The following is a 15,985-nucleotide window of genomic DNA, read 5'->3' as shown; positions in this document are numbered from 1 at the left end:
GGTTCCACGCAGCGTTGTTCTCCGGCTGAAGCAGGAACCGGATGAACTCCCAGGAGGCCTCCTTGCTGGCCGATGCCGCGTTCAGGGCAAAGCCGTTGCCGGCATAATAGTAGTGGGCGCCAGCGGGGCCGCTGGGCGTGGGTGCCGTGCCGAGATTGTCCTCGCCCACAGCCGCGGCCATGGTCGCGACGAACGAGCCCCAGCCCATCACCATCGCCACCCTCCCTGCAGCGAACGCGGCGGTCTGGTCCTGCAAGGTGCCCAGCGCCGATTCAGGCGGCGAGACCTTGCTCTTCTGGTACAGGTCCAGCCATTGCTGCAGGCCCACCGCATGGCGGGGACTGTTCAGCACGCAGCGGCCCGACGCATCGAAGAAGGTCCGGTTCACCCCGACCCCGCCCGTTCCGAGCGCCCAGGTAGTCCATTGCTGGAAGCTCCAGCCGTCGCCGCCTTCCACGTAGCAGCCGAACCGGTCGCGGTCGCGATCGGTGAGGCGTTGCGCATGGTCCGCGAACTCGTCCAGTGTGGCGGGCGGCGCCGACAGCCCCGCCGCCTCGAACAGCCGCCGGTTGTAGAACAGGAGGAAGGACTCGATCACGAAGCCGACATAATGGGCGGTGCCGCGATACATGCGGGCCAGACCCATGGAGGCGGGCGCGATGTCAGCCTCGATGCCATCGGCGGCGAGCCGGTCGTCCAGTGGCTCCAGCCAGCCGCGCGAGGCCAACTGGGTCAGCCAGATGTCGGAGATCGCCAGGCAGTCCGGGCCGGTGCCATTGTCGAACGCCTCGGTCAGCCGGGGCAGGGCCTGGAGCTGTGGTACGATCTCGACCGTCACCTCGACCGTACGGCTCTGCTGATTGAACCGCTCCGCCAGTTCCTGGATGCCCGGCTGGCCATTGAGGAACGGCCAGGCGAACACGATCCTGGTGCGGCTCTGGGCGGCGGTGCGGCGCCTCGGGCCGCCGGCGGCAAGCAGCGCACCAGCCGTTCCGGCCAGGAACATGCGGCGCCCGGCACGCAGATCGAGCCTCATCCTCACCTCTCCGACCCCAAGATCCGCCGCACGGTCGAACCTAGTCTGGATTTCTTACGGAAATCCTGCAATGCATCATGTGCATCTACCGATCCGCCAGGCGGGAATGCGGGCGTCTCGGGGAAGCAAGTATAGATTCCAACCGCGTGTCTGGAACCACCGCCGAATGCTGATCGGGCCGGCCCGTGAGGATAGCGTCAGCGCCGATGGCGTGCGCCACGGTCGCCGGGGCGAAGCGGCCGGCCGGCATTTCTCCCGGCCATGAGGGAAGCGGCCGGGTGTCAGCGCTGAGATCCAGGGCGGCGGCCCGCCGCCGGGCCGGCCTGATCCGCTCCTGCCGGCACTGCCTCGAATGGCTGAGCGGCCTGCGCTCTGCGCGCATCGGCCTCGCGACCGGCACCGTCATCGGCATCCTGTGCAGCGCCGGTGCCTTCGACGTGCTCCAGCGCGACCGCGCCGAACTGATCGGTCGGGCTTCGGACACGCTCGTGGCCATCGTCCGTCCCGGCGCCGGGTTCGTGGGCCGCGGGCTGGACACGCTGGACCTCACCGTGTCGATCATCCTGGAGCAGTACCGGCGGGGGGAGCTCGGGCTGGGTGAGGTCTATCTGCGGTTGCGTCAGGAGGCAGAGCGGATCGACCAGCTCGAGGCCCTGCGCCGCCTGGCGATCGTCGATCCGGACGGCTTCATCCGCTACACCAGCGACGTGACCCGGGTCGGCTCCGACGTGAGCGGCAACGAGTATTTTCAGCAGCATCGCGACGGGATCGCGACCGGAATGTTCGTCGACACGCCGACGATCGCTCCCTTCGTGTCGGAACAGGAAGCCGTGCCGCTGAGCTGGGCGATCCGTGCCCAAGACGGCGGCTTTCATGGAATCGTGGTGGTCGGTGCGAGCTGGCGTCTGTTCGCCCAGGTCTTCGCCACACTGATCAACGATTCTGCCCAGATCGTGGCCCTGACCGACCGGGTCGGCCGGCTCTACGCCCTCGATGCCAATCACTGGCCGGATCAGCAGCAAGTGCCGCCGCCCCCGCCCTTTCTCGTCACGGACCGCACGGCACCCCAGCCGCCCGTGGAACGGACGGTCGGCGGCTATCTCGTCCGGCGTGCCAAGGTCGAAGGCTATGGCCTCTACGTGGTGGCCGGGGTGCCGCTCGAGACCGTGCTGCAGTCCTGGTGGCCGCGCGTCTATCTGGGCGTTGCCCTCATCCTGGCCATCACCGCGATCACGTCCGTCCTGACCGCACTGCTCCATCGCACCATGCAGCGTCTGCGGGCCACTGCCGGCGCGGCCAAGGTGGCGGCCACCGAGGCGCGCGTGGCGCAGTGGCGTGCCGAGGCCGGCGAGCGCTCCAAGGCGCAGTTCCTGGCGGCGATGAGCCACGAGATCCGCACGCCGATGACGGCCGTGCTGGGCATGGCCGACCTGCTGGCGGCCGAGCGGCTCGATACCCGCCAGCAGGGCTATGTGCGGGCGATCCGGCTCTCCGGCCAGCACTTGCTCAGCATCATCAACGACATCCTAGACTTCTCGCGCTTCGATGCCGGCGGGGTCACGCTCGAATGCATCGACTTCTCCATGGCCGAGCTGCTGGAGGAGCTGCGCTCGATCATGTCCCCGCAGGCCGCCGAGCGCGGCCTGAGCCTCGTCTTCGCCCTGGACGAGCATTCCCCGCCGGTCGTGCGCGGCGACCCGACCCGGTTGCGCCAGATCCTGGTCAACCTGATCGGCAACGGGCTGAAGTTCACCACCAGCGGCCAGGTGAGCGTACGGGTCCGCTGCCGCTCGCTGGAGAACGGCCGGGCCGATTTCTGGTTCGAGGTCGAGGATACCGGCATCGGCATAGCACCGGACCGCCTGGGCGAGCTGTTCCAGCCATTCTCGCAGGCGGATCGCTCGACGGCCCGACGGTTCGGCGGCAGCGGCCTGGGCCTGGCAATCTGCCGGCAACTGGTCGAAGCCATGGGCGGTGAGATTGAGGTGGAGAGCGAGCCCGGTAGGGGCAGCACCTTCTCGTTCCGGTTGGGCTTCGAGATCGGCGACGTGGTGCTGATCACGGAGAAGGCTGGCTTCGACCCTGCCACGATCCGGCCGCTCACTATCCTGGTGGCAGAAGACGTCGAGGTGAACCGCGACCTGCTGAACGCCACGCTCAGCCGCTACGGCCACCAGCTGGTCTTCGTCGAGAACGGCGAGCAGGCGCTGGCAAGAGCGAGCACGGAGCGGTTCGACATCATCCTAATGGACGTGCAGATGCCGACCATGGACGGCATCGACGCTACCCGGCGGATCAGGGCGCTGCCGCCGCCGCACGGCACCGTGCCGATCCTGGCGCTGACCGCGAACGTCATGGACGCCGAGCGGCGCCGCTGCCTGGCGGCCGGCATGAACGGGGTGCTCACCAAGCCGGTCGCCTGGGACGAGCTGTTCCAATCGCTGGCCGCCACGGCTAACAGCGGCACCACGGCAGCCGTTGCACCACCCGCCGCGCCGCCGGCCCCGGACCGACCGATGGCGGCGACCGAGGAACTGCTGGACGAGGCGCGCATCACCGGCCTCCAGGGGCTGGCGGGGCCGGCCAGGTTCGCACAGTTCCTGGAGAACGCGCTGACCTCGGCAGAGCAGGCCCAGCTCGAGATCGAGCGGCTGCAGGATGACCTTCCCGAGGTCGCGGGGCCGGCGCACCGCCTGGCCGGCACCGCGCCGAGCTTCGGCCTCCTGCGGGTCGGCGTATTAGCGCGCAGCATCGAGCAGCAGGCGCTGGCGGGCCAGCCGGTCGACGAACTGGTGCGCCAACTCGCCGTCACTGTGGCCGCCACCCGCGCGGAAGTCATGCGCCGGGAACTGCTACCGATTCCGGGAGCCGCCTGACCAGGACCGCGGTGGGGCAGGCGCCGGTCAGCCGTGCAGCGGGCTGCCGGCCGCGCGGATGATGCCGGCCAGCACGGCAGCGGCGGCCTCCAGCTGCGCCGGTGCGAAGCCGGAGAAGCCCAGCACCAGGCCAGGGCGCGGTGGCGCGTCGATGAACAGGGGTGAGAACGGCTGTACCTGCACCCCGGCAGCGGCGGCGGCAGCGGCAATGGCCTGGTCGTCCGCCGGCGGTGCGAGGGGCAGCACCAGATGCAGGCCCTGGCCAGGCGGCTCCAGCACCGGGCCGAGCTGCCGGCGCAATGCCCCGACCAGCGCGTCACGGGCCGCTTGGCAGCGCCGGCGGGTACGACGCAGATGGGCGGCGAAATGGCCGCCCGTCAGCAGTTCGGCAAGGGCGCCTTCCGTTAGGGTCGGCGGATGGCGGTCGGTCTGCGCCCGCAGCCGCAGCACCCTCTCCATCAGTTCGGGCGGCAGCACCGCATAGCCGATGCGCAGCCCCGGGAAGAGTACCTTGGAGAAGGTGCCGAGATAGGCCACCCGCCCCGCACCATCCATGCCCTGCAGGGCGGTGAGCGGCGGGCCGGCATAACGGAACTCGCTGTCGTAATCGTCCTCCAGCAGCCAAGCGCCGCTCCGTGCTGCCCAGTCGAGCAGGGCCAGGCGGCGGCGCATGGACATGGTGACGCCCAGAGGGAACTGGTGCGAGGGCGTAACATAGACCGCGCGCACCCGCTCCGCCGGAAGGCGTGGAGCCGCCAGGTCCAGCCCCTCCGCATCGACCGGTACGCCGATCACCTGCCCGCCATTGTTGGCGACCGCGGCCCGGGCATGGGCGTAGCCAGGATCTTCCAGCCAGACCGCGTCGCCGGGAACGAGGATCGCGCGCAGGATCAGGTCGAGAGCCTGCTGGGTGCCGCTGGTCAGCAGGATCTGGCTCGCCTGGCAGCGCACGCCCCGCGCGGTGCGTAGATAGGCGGCGATCGCGGCACGCAGTTCCAGGCCGCCGCGCAGATCGCCATACTGGAAATGCTCCGGCCCGGGCTCACGCAACCGTCGTGCAAGGAGCTGGCGGAAGCTCGCCATGGTGCGCCGGTCCGGCTCGGTAATGCCGAGCCCGAACGGCCTGGCAGGCCCGGGCGGTGGTTCCGCTGGCGGCTCGGCGCGGCTCGTGACCGGCAGCGAGGGAACGGCCGAAGCGACGAAGGTCCCGGCGCCAACCCGCGCTTCCACGAAGCCTTCCGCTGTCAGCAGCTCGAACGCGGTGACAGCCGCCAGCCGCGACACGCCGAGCCTGGCGGAGAGGTCACGGGTGGTCGGCAGCTTGGCCCCGGGGGGCACCAGGCCGCTCTCGATCAGCCGGCGGATCGCCAGGTAGATCGCGCGCGGGCGCGGGCCCTCTGTCGGCAGCACCGGGATCAGGGACGACCAGTCCGGCAGATTGGTTCGCTTCATTCGGCACGGATTGGATCTGTTTCGGACCAATTGGCGGCTGCAGACTGGCGCTAGGTTCCAGGGGGAAGCAAGCGACGTGACCGATCATCCGGCATCTGGGCAGAGCTATCCGATTACGGCGCGCAACCGCGTGCGGCGCGAACACGCCCGGGGCAGCTACGACCACGCCTCGATCCACGCGATCCTGGACGCGGGTTTCCTCTGCCATGTCGCCTACGTGCTGAACGGCCAGCCCTTCTGCACCCCGACCATCCACTGGCGCGAGGGCGACACGCTCTACTGGCACGGCTCCTCGGCCAGCCGGATGCTGCGCCATCTCGAGGCCGGCACACCCGCCTGCCTGACGGTGGCCCACCTGGACGGCCTCGTGCTGGCCCGCTCCGGGTTCAACCACTCGGCCAACTATCGCTCGGCCATGTGCTTTGGCACCGCGCGGATCGTGACGGATCCGGAGGAGAAGGGACGGGCACTGGTGGGCATCGTCGAGCGCTTCTTCCCCGGCCGGCAGGCGGCCTTGCGCGAGACCACCTCGCAGGAGGCGAAGGCCACCACAGTGATCGGCATGCCGATCGAGCAGGCCTCGGCCAAGGTCCGCGCCAAGAATGTCGGCGACGACGAATTGGACGGCGACCATCCGGTCTGGGCGGGCGTGATCCCGGTGCGGACCACGATCGGCGCCGCCGAGCCCTCGCCGCGCCTGCTGGACGGCATCGCCCGCGGCCCGGACCTCGCCGCCTATCGCGAAGGCCGCAGCCTCGGCGAGGTGCTGATCGAGAACCAGCGTCGCTACGAGGACGCCCAGGCGGGCTGAGCCGCCTCAGGTCCCACAGAAGGTCTGGAGTACCCGCTCCTCTGGCTGGGGCGGAGCTGCCAGATGGGCATGCTCGGGCTGGTCGGCGTAAGGGTCGGCCAGGACCGCCAACAGCGTGCGGAACGGCCCGAAATCATCGGCATCGACCCCGGCCCGGATCGCTGCCTCCACCTGATGATTGCGCGGGATGAAGAGCGGGTTGGCCTGCCGCATCGCGTGGCGGCGCGCCTGCGGCTCGCCGCCGTCCCGCGCCAGCCGCTCCCGCCAGGATGCCGCCCAGCCGTCATAGGCCGCACCGTCCGCGAACAGCACTCGCACGGTTGCATCCGCGCCGCCATCGGCCGCCGCATCGGCCAGCCGGCGGAAGGTCAGGGTGAAGTCGGCAGCGTTCGCGGCCATCCGTCCCAGCAGGTCCTGGGCAAGCGCCACATCCTCGGGCTCCGCCTGGAACAGGCCGAGCTTGCGCCGCAGCCCGGCATGGAAGGCCGCCTCGAACCGGGCGCCGAACCCGGTCAGCACCTCCTTGGCCAGTTCCACCGCCCGGTCCTCGTCCGGATCAAGCAGCGGCAGCAGGCATTCTGCCAGCCGGGTCAGGTTCCACTGGGCGATGCCCGGCTGGTTGGCATAGGCGTAGCGCCCCTGCTGGTCGATCGAGCTGAACACGGTCTGCGGGTGGAACGCGTCCATGAACGCGCAGGGTCCGTAATCGATCGTTTCGCCGGCCACCGACATGTTGTCCGTGTTCATCACCCCGTGGATGAACCCGACCAGGAGCCAGGAGGCGACCAGCTCCGCCTGGCGCCCGACCAGCCGGTCCAGGAACGCCAAAGCCGGCCGCTCGGCCTCCGCCGCCTCGGGATAAAGGCGCGCCACCACATAGTCGGTCAGTAGGCGTACCGCCTCCCGATCCTGGCGGGCCGCAAAATACTGGAAGGTGCCGACCCGGACATGGCTGCGCGCGACCCTGGTCAGCACGGCCCCCGGCAGCACCGTCTCGCGGTACACCTCCTCGCCGGTGATCACCGAGGCGAGGGTGCGCGTGGTGGGAATGCCCATCGCCGCCATCGCCTCGCTGACCAGATGCTCGCGCAGCACCGGGCCCAGCGCGGCACGGCCGTCGCCACCGCGCGAGAACAGGGTGCGGCCGGAGCCCTTGAGCTGCAGGTCGTAGCGTTGGCCGTCCCGGCCGACCACCTCGCCCAGCAGGATCGCCCGGCCATCCCCGAGGCTCGGCACGAAGGAGCCGAACTGGTGGCCGGCATAGGCCATGGCGATGGGTTCGCTGCCGGGCGCCACTTCCCGGCCGGACAGCATCGCCACGCCCTCCGGGCTGGCCAGCCAGTCCGGGTCCAGGCCCAGGGCCAGGGCGAGCGGGCGGTTCAGCTCGATCAGCCGTGGGGCTGGCGCCTCGGCCGGCCGAGTGCGGGCGAAGAAGCGATCGGGCAGCCGGGCATAGCTGTTGTCGAAGGGGATGGTGCTGGTCATTCCAGACATCTGGGCGCCGCACCACCCCTGGGACAAGGGCGTCAGGCCGGCTTCAGGACCGAAACCGCATCCTCGAAGGCGGCCAGCGTCTGATCCACGATCGCGTCGTCATGCTCGGTCGACAGGAACCAAGCGCCCCGCTCCAGCGCCCGCACGCCCCGCTCCAGGAGCGCGGTGGTCAGGCGGACATAGGCCTGGCGGTCGGACTTCAGCATGTCGCGATAGTGCCGCCCGGGCTCGGCCATGCCGAGCGCCACATGGAAGATCTGCGGCAGCCCGGTCACCGTGGCGGTGATCCCGGCCCGCTTCAGGGCCTGGTCGACCCCGTCCATCAGGCGGCGGCCCCGAGTTTCCATCGTCTCGTAGCTGCCGGGCGTCTTGAGGCGGCGCAGCGTCGCGACCGTCGCTGCCATGGCGACCGCCTGGGCGTTGTAGGTGCCGCCATGGAGGATGCCGCCGCCGGCCAGCCGGTCCATCAGGTCGGCGCGCCCGGCCACCGCCGCCACCGAGAAGCCGTTGGCGATCGCCTTGGCGAAGGTCGCGAGGTCGGGGGTGACGCCCAGGCGCCCCTGCGCGCCGCCCGGCCCCACTCGGAAGCCGGTGACCACCTCGTCGAAGATCAGGATGGTGCCGGTCTCGGTGCAGGCGGCGCGCACGGCTTCCAGATAGCCGGGCTCGGGCAGGATCCCGCCGCTGTTGCACATGATCGGCTCCATGATCACGGCGGCGACATCACCCTGCTTCAGCCGCTCGACCACGAGCTCGGCCTGGTTCCAGGGCAGGACCTCGACATTCTCCCCGGCCGACGCGTCCTGGCCGAGGCTGCCGGCGAACCGGCTGGGCGAGGCTTCGGGCCCGAGCTGCTCGGAGGGCGTCGCCACGCTCCACAGCACGCTGTCCATCCAGCCATGGTAATGGCCCTCGAACTTCAGGACCTTGCTGCGGCCGGTCACCGCGCGGCTGAGCCGCAGGGCGAGCTGGTCCGCCTCGGAGCCCGAGGAGGCGAAGCGGACCCGCTCGGCGCAGGGCACCATCTCGCACACCAGCCGAGCGGCCTCGAACTCCAGCTCGCTCTGCCCGCCGAACAGGATCCCGCGCGTGGCCTGCTCCTGGACCGCGGCGATGACCTCGGCGGGCGTGTGGCCCAGGATCATCGGGCCCAGCGCCAGATAGTAGTCGATCAGGCGGTTGCCATCGATGTCGAACAGGCAGGCGCCGTCCGCCCGCTCGAACACGAGCGGGGTGGGCGAGACGCCATGGCGGAAATGGCTGCTGACCCCGCCCGGGATGATCTGGCTGGCCTCGGCGATCCGTTGCCGGGAGCGGTCGAACGAACAGCGGGTCATGACTGAACAGATCCTTGCATAACGTGGGTCAGAGGGTCGGTCGGCGGCCCGCGGCTTTGGCCAGGTCCAGCCGATCGGCGTTCACGCAGTCGCGCGAATGGCCGTCGTGCAGATAGCCGGCGGCGGTCGCCGCCGATTTCTGTCGGAGATCGATCAGGCTGGAGGGGCTGTAGAAGGCGGCATGCGGCGTGACGATCAGCCGGTGGCGCAGCGGCGACCCCAACTCCCGCCAGGCTTGCAGCAGCGGATGGTCGGCCGGCAGCGGCTCCGTTTCCAGCACGTCCAGCGCCGCCGCACCGAGCCTGCCTGCCGCCAGCGCCGCGTGCAGGGCCAGGAGATCGACCACCCCGCCGCGCGCGGTGTTCACCAGTACCGCGTCCGGCTTCATCGCGGCGAGTGCCGCCCGGTCGATCAGGTGGCGGGTCTCGGCGGTGAGCGGCGTGTGCAGCGACACGACGTCCGCCGAACGGAGCAGGTCCTCCAGCGAGGCGGCCCGCTCGATCCCGAGCGCCAGCTCGCTGCCGGTCGTGCGGTAGGGGTCGAAGAAGCGGACGCGCATGCCAAGGGCCTTGGCGCGCAACGCAGTGGCAGTGCCGATCCGCCCGAGCCCGACCACGCCGAAGGTCTGGGTCGAGAGCCGGCGCACGGTCGGCACCCTAGCGAAGTTCCAGCCGGCCACCGGGTCCGCCTGGAGGAGGTCGTTATAGGCCACCACGCCGCGCAGCAATGCCAGGGTCAGGGCGATGGCATGGTCGGCGACGTCGGTGGTGCCGTAGTCGGGCGTGTTGCAGACCGCGATGCCGCGCTGCCCGGCAGCGTCCAGGTCGATATTGTCGAAGCCCACCCCGGCGCGGACCACCACCCGGCAGGCGGGCATCCGGTCGAGTACGGCTGCGTCCACGGTGATCTCATGGTAGCAGACCAGCCCCTCGGCGGACCGCCAGACCTCGGCGGGGATCGCGTCCAGGTCGGCGGAGCGCGACGCGTGAATGGTGAAGCTGTCGCCATAGACGGCGGCCTCCAGGTCGGCGGGGCCGTCGAACTGGACATCGGGATGCAGGATCAGGCGGGGCATGGTCGGTTCCGGGTCAGGCTCAGCGCATCAGGCCCGCCAGGCGGGGCAGCCAGAGCGAAAGGAACGGAATGTAGGTGATGAGCGCCAGGGCGATCAGCTTGACCACGTAGAGCGGCATGAGCGCTTTGGTGATCGCGGCCATCGACCGGCCGGTGATCGAGGAGATCACGAACAGGTTAGTGCCGACCGGCGGGGTGTTCAGCCCGATCATCAGGTTCACGATCACCACGATCGAGAAATGGATCGGGTCGATGCCGAACTGCACGGCCGCCGGCTGCAGGATCGGCACGAAGATCAGGATCGCCGGCACTGTGTCCAGGAACGCGCCCACGATCAGCAGGAAGACGTTGACGATCAGGAGGAAGACGATGGGATTGTCGGTCAGCGACAGGAACAGGGCGCTGGCCGCCCGCGGGATGTCCTCGATCGCCAGGAACCAGGCGAACAGGCTGGCAGTGCCGACCACGATCATCACGGTCGCGGTGGTCAGTGCACTTTCCTGGAAGACATGGAACAACTGCTTCGGCCCCACCGAGCGGTACAGCACGCAGGTCAGGAACAGGGCATAGACGCACAGGACGGCCGCTGCCTCGGTCGCGGTGAACACGCCGCCGCGCACGCCGCCCACGATGATGACCGGGGCGATGAGCACCGGCACGGCGTCCAGGCAGGAGCGGGCGAAGCTGCGCTGCGGGTGGTCGGCCGCTTCCACCAGCGGATGGTTGCGGCAGGCATAGGCCACATAGGCCGCCAGCAAGAGGGCGATCAGCAGGCCCGGCAGGATGCCGGCGAAGAACATGGCGCCGATCGAGAGACGGGTCGGGATGGCGTAGATCACCATGATCAGGCTGGGCGGGATGATCGGTGCGATGATCGCCCCGGACACGGTGAGCGCTGCGGCGAAGTCCACAGAATAGCGCCGCGCCTTCATCATTGGCACCATCACCGAGCCGAGTGCCGCGGTGTCGGCGGTGGCCGAGCCCGAGACGCCCGCCATCATCAGGTTGGCGATGACGTTGACATAGGCCAGGCCGCCACGGATGCGGCCTACGATCACGTCGGCGAAGTCGACCAGGCGCTGGATGATGCCGCCGGCGACCAGGAGGTTGCCGGCCAGGATGAACAGGGGCAGAGCCAGGAGGCCGTAGCTGTTCATGCCCGCGAACAGGCGCTGTGCGGCGATCTGGGCATTGCCCAGGTCGGTGATCAGAAGGCCCGCCAGCGCGCACAGGCCCACCGCGAACGCGATCGGCGTCTCGATCGCCAGCAGGGCCACCAGGAGCAGGATGACGATAGCGGTGTTCATCGAGCCTGCTCCCCCCCGAGCGCACTTGCCTGACCGGACAGGAGCCGGCGGATCCGATCCAGCACCGCCAGCACGGACAGGAGGCAGGAGAGCGGCACGACCAGGTACGGGATCGCCATCGGCAGGCGCAGCGCGGTAGAGGGCTGGTGCCAAGCGCTCATCGCCAGCTTCCAACCGCCGAAGCCGACATAGACGAGGAACACCGCGACCAGCAGCAGGCCCGCGGCCTTCACCATGTGCGCCGAACGGGAGCGCTCGGGCATCCAGTTCATGCCGATATGCTGGTTCCTGCCGAACGCCCGGTACATGCCGAGGAACGAGATCAGGATGAGCAGGAACTGAGCCAGTTCCTCAGGCCAGGGCAGGGCCGCATGGAGGAAGTATCGGAACATGACCTGCAGGGCGAGCACGCTCGTGATCACGGCGAGCGACAGGACGAGCAGCAGGTCGACAAGGCCGTTCAGCCAGGCAGCCAGCGATCTCAAGTGAGTCTCCATCTGCCCCTGCCGGCCGGCAGGGGCATGGTCCGCTGTTCAAAACGTCACTGGCTGACGGATTCGGTCAGCTTCTGCCGGATCGCGGCGACCTCGCCGTAGACCGCATCGACATAGGCCGGGTCTAGCTCCTGCTTGAGGTAGGCCTGGATCGGCTCGCGCGTCGCCGTGCGGAAGGTCTCGAGCTCCTCCTGGGTCGGCGCATAGACCTCCATGCCTTGCGCGCGCAGCTGGTCGACCGCGCTCACCCGAGCCTGGTAGTTGCGCTCGCCATACTCGGTGGCGGCCGCCATCTGCGCGCCGGTGACGACGATCACCCGCAGGTCGGGCGGCAGGCTCTGGAAGAACTGCTCGCCGATCATGAGGGTGTTGAAGCCGAGCTGGTGGTTGTCGAGCGTCAGGTATTTCTGGACCTGGAAGAAGGAGTAGTCGAGCACCACGCCGACCGGGTTCTCCTGGCCATCGACCACGCCGGACTGCATGGCGCCGTAGAGCTCCTCCCACGGAACCGGGGTGGGCGAGCCGCCCATGGCTTGCACCATTGCCAGCGACATCGGGCTCGGCGGCACGCGCATGCGCACGCCTTCCATGTCGGCCGCGGAGCGGATCGGCTTCACGTTGTTGGTGAAGCAGCGAAACCCGTAGGAGGAGGCCGCGAGCAGGCGCAGGCCCGACTGCTTGGCCATCTTCTCGCGGACTTCCATGAAGAAGTCGGAATCGAGGAACGCCCGCCCTTCCTCGTCATTGGCGAACAGGTAGGGCGTCGCCAGGACCATCATCGGCTTGTAGAAGCTGTCGAGCGTCTGCTCGTCGCCCTGCGCCATCTCGATGGCGCCGAGCTTGGCCTGCTCCATCGCGTCCTTGATCGAGCCGAGCTGGCCGGCCGGCGAGACCGTCACCTCGATCCGGCCGCCGCTGGCGCTCTCGACATAGGACTCGAAGACCTGCCAGCCCTTGTGCAGGGGGCTCTCGGTCGATTCGCTATGGCTGCCGCGGATGGTGAACTCCGCCGCGAGCGCTCCCGACCCGCCCAGGGCCAGGAGCGCTCCTGCAAATGCGGCGATCAAGCCTTTCACTGCCATGTCGAATACCTCCCTCGTTGACTGCCGAGAACGCCAGTCCGGACCCCCATCCGTCCGACGTCAGAGAACGCCGTATTTCGCGTAGACCTCGCCCAGGAGGCTGCCCTGCTCCAGCTCCCGGCGGGTGTTGTCCTCGCTCTCGATCTTGCGCAGAGCCGCGGCGATGACGTCACTTGCGATCTCGCTCGGGATCACGACCACGCCGTCCACGTCGCCGAACACGAGGTCGCCCGGGGCGATCGGCACCCCGCCGCACATGATCGGCACGTCCATCGCCATCATCTTGCCACGCCCCTTTGAGTCGAGCGGGCCGATGCCGCCGTGGAACACGGGGAAGCCCAGTGCCCGGATCTGACGGACGTCGCGTACCAGGCCATCGGTCACGCAGCCCGTGGCACCGCGCATCCGCGAGGCGGTGGTCAGCAGCTCGCCCCAGGGTGCGATCCGGGTGGTCGGGCCGTCGCAGCCGAACACCACCACGTCGTCGGTCTTCAGGTCGTCGATCAGCGCGATCTCGATCTCGTAGGGATTCTCTCCGGGCGCCACCGAGTAGGTGTTCATGAAGAGCCCGGTCCGCGCCCGGCCGAACAGGACCTGGGTCTCGTCCAGCGGGCGCACGAAGGGCCGCATCGCCTGATCCATGCGGCCGAACTCGTCGAGCACGTCGGACAGTACCGCCGTGTAGAGACGCTGCTTCAACGCCGCGAAGTCCAGATCCATGCCCTGCCTGCCCGATTGCGATGTTAAACGATTAACAGCGACGCTAAGAGCGTTCCATCGGCGCGTCAACGGCCCGTCTCGGAGCACGCAGAAGCAAGGTCATCGATGCCCCAACGTCCCACCATCCATGCCGTCGCCGCCCGTGCTGGCGTGTCCACGGCCACCGTCTCCAAGGTCGTGAACGGCATCACCACCGGCGTCGCGGAGAGCACCAGAGCACGCGTCGAGGCGGCGGTGCGCGAGCTGGGCTACCGGCCGAATCGGCTGGGCCGGAGTCTGCGCACCGCCCGCAACTTCACGATCGGTCTGGCGATCCTGGACCCTTCGCCACGCTTCCTGGCCGACCCGTTCACTGCCAACTTGGTGGCCGGGCTCGCCAACTACCTGAACTCGCGCGGCTTCGGCCTGCTCCTGCACGGGATCCGGCCAGGCGCGCTCGACGCCTCCTTCCTGATCCAGCATTCCGAGGTGGACGGGCTGTGCCTGGACCTGTCCGGCACGCGCCGCCAGCGGCTGGCCGCGATGCGGCAGGTGGCGGCGTTAGGCAAGCCATTCGTGGTATTCCAGGAACGGCCTGCGGCGTCACTGGAGGACACCTGCTTCATCCGCCAGGACGACCGGGGCGGGGCGTCGGCACTGGCGACGGGGCTCCTGCGGCGCCGGCCGCAGCGGGTCTGGGTGATCGTCTCGGAAGTGCCGTGGCCGGCGGTCGAGGAGCGGGTGGCCGGGTTCCGCGAGGCGCTGGAGCCGGAAGGGGCCGTGCTGGAACTGGTCCCGTGTGACGAGACCAGCGGCGAGGCGATCGCAGAAGCGATCGCGGCGCACCTGGACGGCCGACCTCCGCCTGATCTCCTGCTGGGCCAGAACGACCAGATCGCGGCGATCGCGATCCAGGTGCTGCGGCGCTGCGGGTTACGTGTGCCCGAGGATGTCGGGGTCGCCGGCTTCAATGCCTTCCCCTTCACGGGCTGGGGCGACCTGCCGCTCTGCTCGGTCCGCTCGCGGGCCTATGAGTTGGGCGAGGCCGGTGCGGCAAGCCTACTCGAGCGGCTGGAGCAGGGCAGCTTCACCCAGCGCGAGCAGGTCCTGTCCCTGGAGCTGGTGCCCGGCAGCTCGGCCTGAGGCCCGTGCCAGGCAGGAAGCTCAGCCTGCCGCCTTGCGCAGGAGGGCGATCTCGGCGAGCAGGTCGTCGACCGCGGCCAGCGCGAAGTCGACCTTGGCCTCGTCGACTAGCACGCCGTCCTGCACCTGCTCGACCGTGGCCGAGACCACGACCTGGGGGCGCGCGATCACCCGGGCCAGCGTCGCGGACAGGGTCTCGCGCAACTGGTGCTGGGCGCGCACGCCGCCGGTAAACGCCGGCGACGCGGTCATGGCAAGGGCCGGCTTGCCCTTCAGCGGCGAGCGCATCGCCGGCCGGGACGCCCAGTCCAGCGCGTTCTTGAGCACGCCGGACATGCCGTAGTTGTACTCGGGCGACGACACGATCACGCCGTCCGCACGCGCAATCGCCTGCTTGAGCGCCAGCACCGGTGCTGGCGCGTTCTCCCCGTCCAAATCGCCATTGTAGGGCGGGATCTCGTCCAGCGGGAAGATGACGAGCTCGGCTCGGCCGGCCAGCCGGGCCTGGAGCGCGCGCAGCAAGGCGGTGTTGATCGAGATGCGGCGCAGGCTGCCGGACAAGCCCAGGAGCCGTGGCGGCAGGGCGGTAGGCGCGGTCATGATGGTCCTTCGACAAGAGGAGGGCTCGCAGCGCAGCTAGGGCGGTGCGGGATTGCCGGCAACTCCGCCTGCCGCAGGGCCGCCCTGCGCCTACCTCATCCGCCGCCGGCCAGGGCAGGCGGCTGGAGGAAGCGGAAGTCGCAGCCCTCGTCAGCCTGGAGGATCTGCTCCTGGTAGAGCCGGTCATAGCCGCGCGAGGCCGGCCTGGAAGCGGCCGGCGCCGACTGGCGGCGCCGTTCCAGCTCCTCCTCGGGCACCAGCAGCTCTAGGCGGCGCCCGGCCACCGACAGCCTGATCCGGTCGCCGTCGCGCACGAGGCCCAGCGGCCCGCCCGATGCGGCATCCGGCGCGACATGCAGCACGATCGTGCCGAACGCGGTGCCGCTCATGCGCGCATCGGAGATCCGGACCATGTCCTTCACCCCGGCCCGCGCCAGCCTGGTCGGAATCGGCAGGTAGCCCGCCTCCGGCATGGCCGCCTCACTTGTGGGGCCGGCATGCTGCAGCACCAGGAAATCGTCCGGCTGGACGTCCAGTGCCGGATCGTCGATCCGCTGTGCGAGGTCGGCCAGCGAGGTGA

General features: G+C 69.5%; 13 protein-coding genes and 1 pseudogene. 3 read left to right on the top strand and 11 right to left on the bottom strand.

Going from position 1 to position 15,985, the window contains the following annotated elements:
* On the bottom strand, positions 1–1,036 hold a 1,036-nt coding region (locus EQG76_RS27045; RefSeq protein ID WP_159718057.1), incomplete at its 3' end, for an ABC transporter substrate-binding protein.
* Positions 1,037–1,314: 278 nt separating this feature from the next.
* On the opposite strand from EQG76_RS27045, the gene EQG76_RS27040 reads away from it, so the two are divergent.
* Positions 1,315–3,912 (top strand): ATP-binding protein, encoded by a 2,598-nt coding sequence (locus EQG76_RS27040; protein WP_159718055.1) that lies wholly within the window; start codon positions 1,315–1,317, stop codon positions 3,910–3,912.
* A 27-nt stretch (positions 3,913–3,939) separates the two neighbouring features.
* On the opposite strand, the gene pdxR is transcribed toward EQG76_RS27040, so the two are convergent.
* Positions 3,940–5,364, bottom strand: coding sequence for a MocR-like pyridoxine biosynthesis transcription factor PdxR (gene pdxR, locus EQG76_RS27035; protein WP_159718053.1), 1,425 nt, complete (start codon positions 5,362–5,364; stop codon positions 3,940–3,942).
* A gap of 76 nt (positions 5,365–5,440) precedes the next feature.
* On the opposite strand from pdxR, the gene EQG76_RS27030 reads away from it, so the two are divergent.
* Positions 5,441–6,175: a pyridoxamine 5'-phosphate oxidase family protein gene (locus EQG76_RS27030; protein ID WP_159718051.1), complete on the top strand. Its 735-nt coding sequence runs from the start codon at positions 5,441–5,443 to the stop codon at positions 6,173–6,175.
* A gap of 6 nt (positions 6,176–6,181) precedes the next feature.
* Here the strand turns inward: EQG76_RS27030 and EQG76_RS27025 are convergent, their stop codons facing one another.
* Genes EQG76_RS27025 through EQG76_RS26995 form a run of 7 tightly spaced genes read right to left on the bottom strand, consistent with a single transcriptional unit; the run spans position 6,182 to position 13,683 of the window.
* The gene (locus EQG76_RS27025) at positions 6,182–7,660 is read right to left on the bottom strand and encodes a protein adenylyltransferase SelO (RefSeq protein WP_159718050.1); all 1,479 of its coding nucleotides are present in this window, start codon (positions 7,658–7,660) and stop codon (positions 6,182–6,184) included.
* Positions 7,661–7,701: 41 nt separating this feature from the next.
* A complete protein-coding gene (locus EQG76_RS27020; protein ID WP_159718049.1) occupies positions 7,702–9,006 on the bottom strand; it encodes an aspartate aminotransferase family protein in 1,305 nt (434 codons plus the stop codon).
* A 28-nt stretch (positions 9,007–9,034) separates the two neighbouring features.
* Complete coding sequence (locus tag EQG76_RS27015) at positions 9,035–10,081, bottom strand: C-terminal binding protein (protein WP_159718048.1); 1,047 nt, start codon at positions 10,079–10,081, stop codon at positions 9,035–9,037.
* Positions 10,082–10,100: 19 nt separating this feature from the next.
* Positions 10,101–11,387: a TRAP transporter large permease gene (locus tag EQG76_RS27010; protein WP_159718047.1), complete on the bottom strand. Its 1,287-nt coding sequence runs from the start codon at positions 11,385–11,387 to the stop codon at positions 10,101–10,103.
* Entirely contained in the window at positions 11,384–11,872 is a 489-nt protein-coding gene (locus EQG76_RS27005; RefSeq protein WP_200841160.1) for a TRAP transporter small permease, read from the bottom strand. The genes EQG76_RS27010 and EQG76_RS27005 overlap by 4 nt, the downstream gene beginning before the upstream one ends.
* Positions 11,873–11,928: 56 nt before the next feature.
* Positions 11,929–12,963 carry a TRAP transporter substrate-binding protein gene (locus tag EQG76_RS27000; protein ID WP_159718045.1) on the bottom strand — a complete coding sequence of 345 codons (1,035 nt, stop codon included), beginning with the start codon at positions 12,961–12,963 and terminating at the stop codon, positions 11,929–11,931.
* A gap of 60 nt (positions 12,964–13,023) precedes the next feature.
* Complete coding sequence (locus EQG76_RS26995) at positions 13,024–13,683, bottom strand: RraA family protein (RefSeq protein WP_159718044.1); 660 nt, start codon at positions 13,681–13,683, stop codon at positions 13,024–13,026.
* Between the two features lie 105 nt (positions 13,684–13,788).
* Between EQG76_RS26995 and EQG76_RS26990 the strand changes: the two genes are divergently transcribed.
* Positions 13,789–14,805 carry a LacI family DNA-binding transcriptional regulator gene (locus EQG76_RS26990; protein ID WP_159718043.1) on the top strand — a complete coding sequence of 339 codons (1,017 nt, stop codon included), beginning with the start codon at positions 13,789–13,791 and terminating at the stop codon, positions 14,803–14,805.
* A gap of 21 nt (positions 14,806–14,826) precedes the next feature.
* On the opposite strand, the gene EQG76_RS26985 is transcribed toward EQG76_RS26990, so the two are convergent.
* Positions 14,827–15,405: an NADPH-dependent FMN reductase gene (locus EQG76_RS26985; RefSeq protein ID WP_159718041.1), complete on the bottom strand. Its 579-nt coding sequence runs from the start codon at positions 15,403–15,405 to the stop codon at positions 14,827–14,829.
* Between the two features lie 95 nt (positions 15,406–15,500).
* A pseudogene (locus EQG76_RS26980) lies at positions 15,501–15,985 on the bottom strand (dihydroxy-acid dehydratase); the annotation flags it as partial.

The sequence above is a fragment of the Geminicoccus flavidas genome (genome assembly GCF_009806515.1).
GTDB classification, from domain to species: Bacteria; Pseudomonadota; Alphaproteobacteria; order Geminicoccales; family Geminicoccaceae; genus Geminicoccus; species Geminicoccus flavidus.
This window is presented reverse-complemented; position numbering and strand designations above follow the sequence as displayed.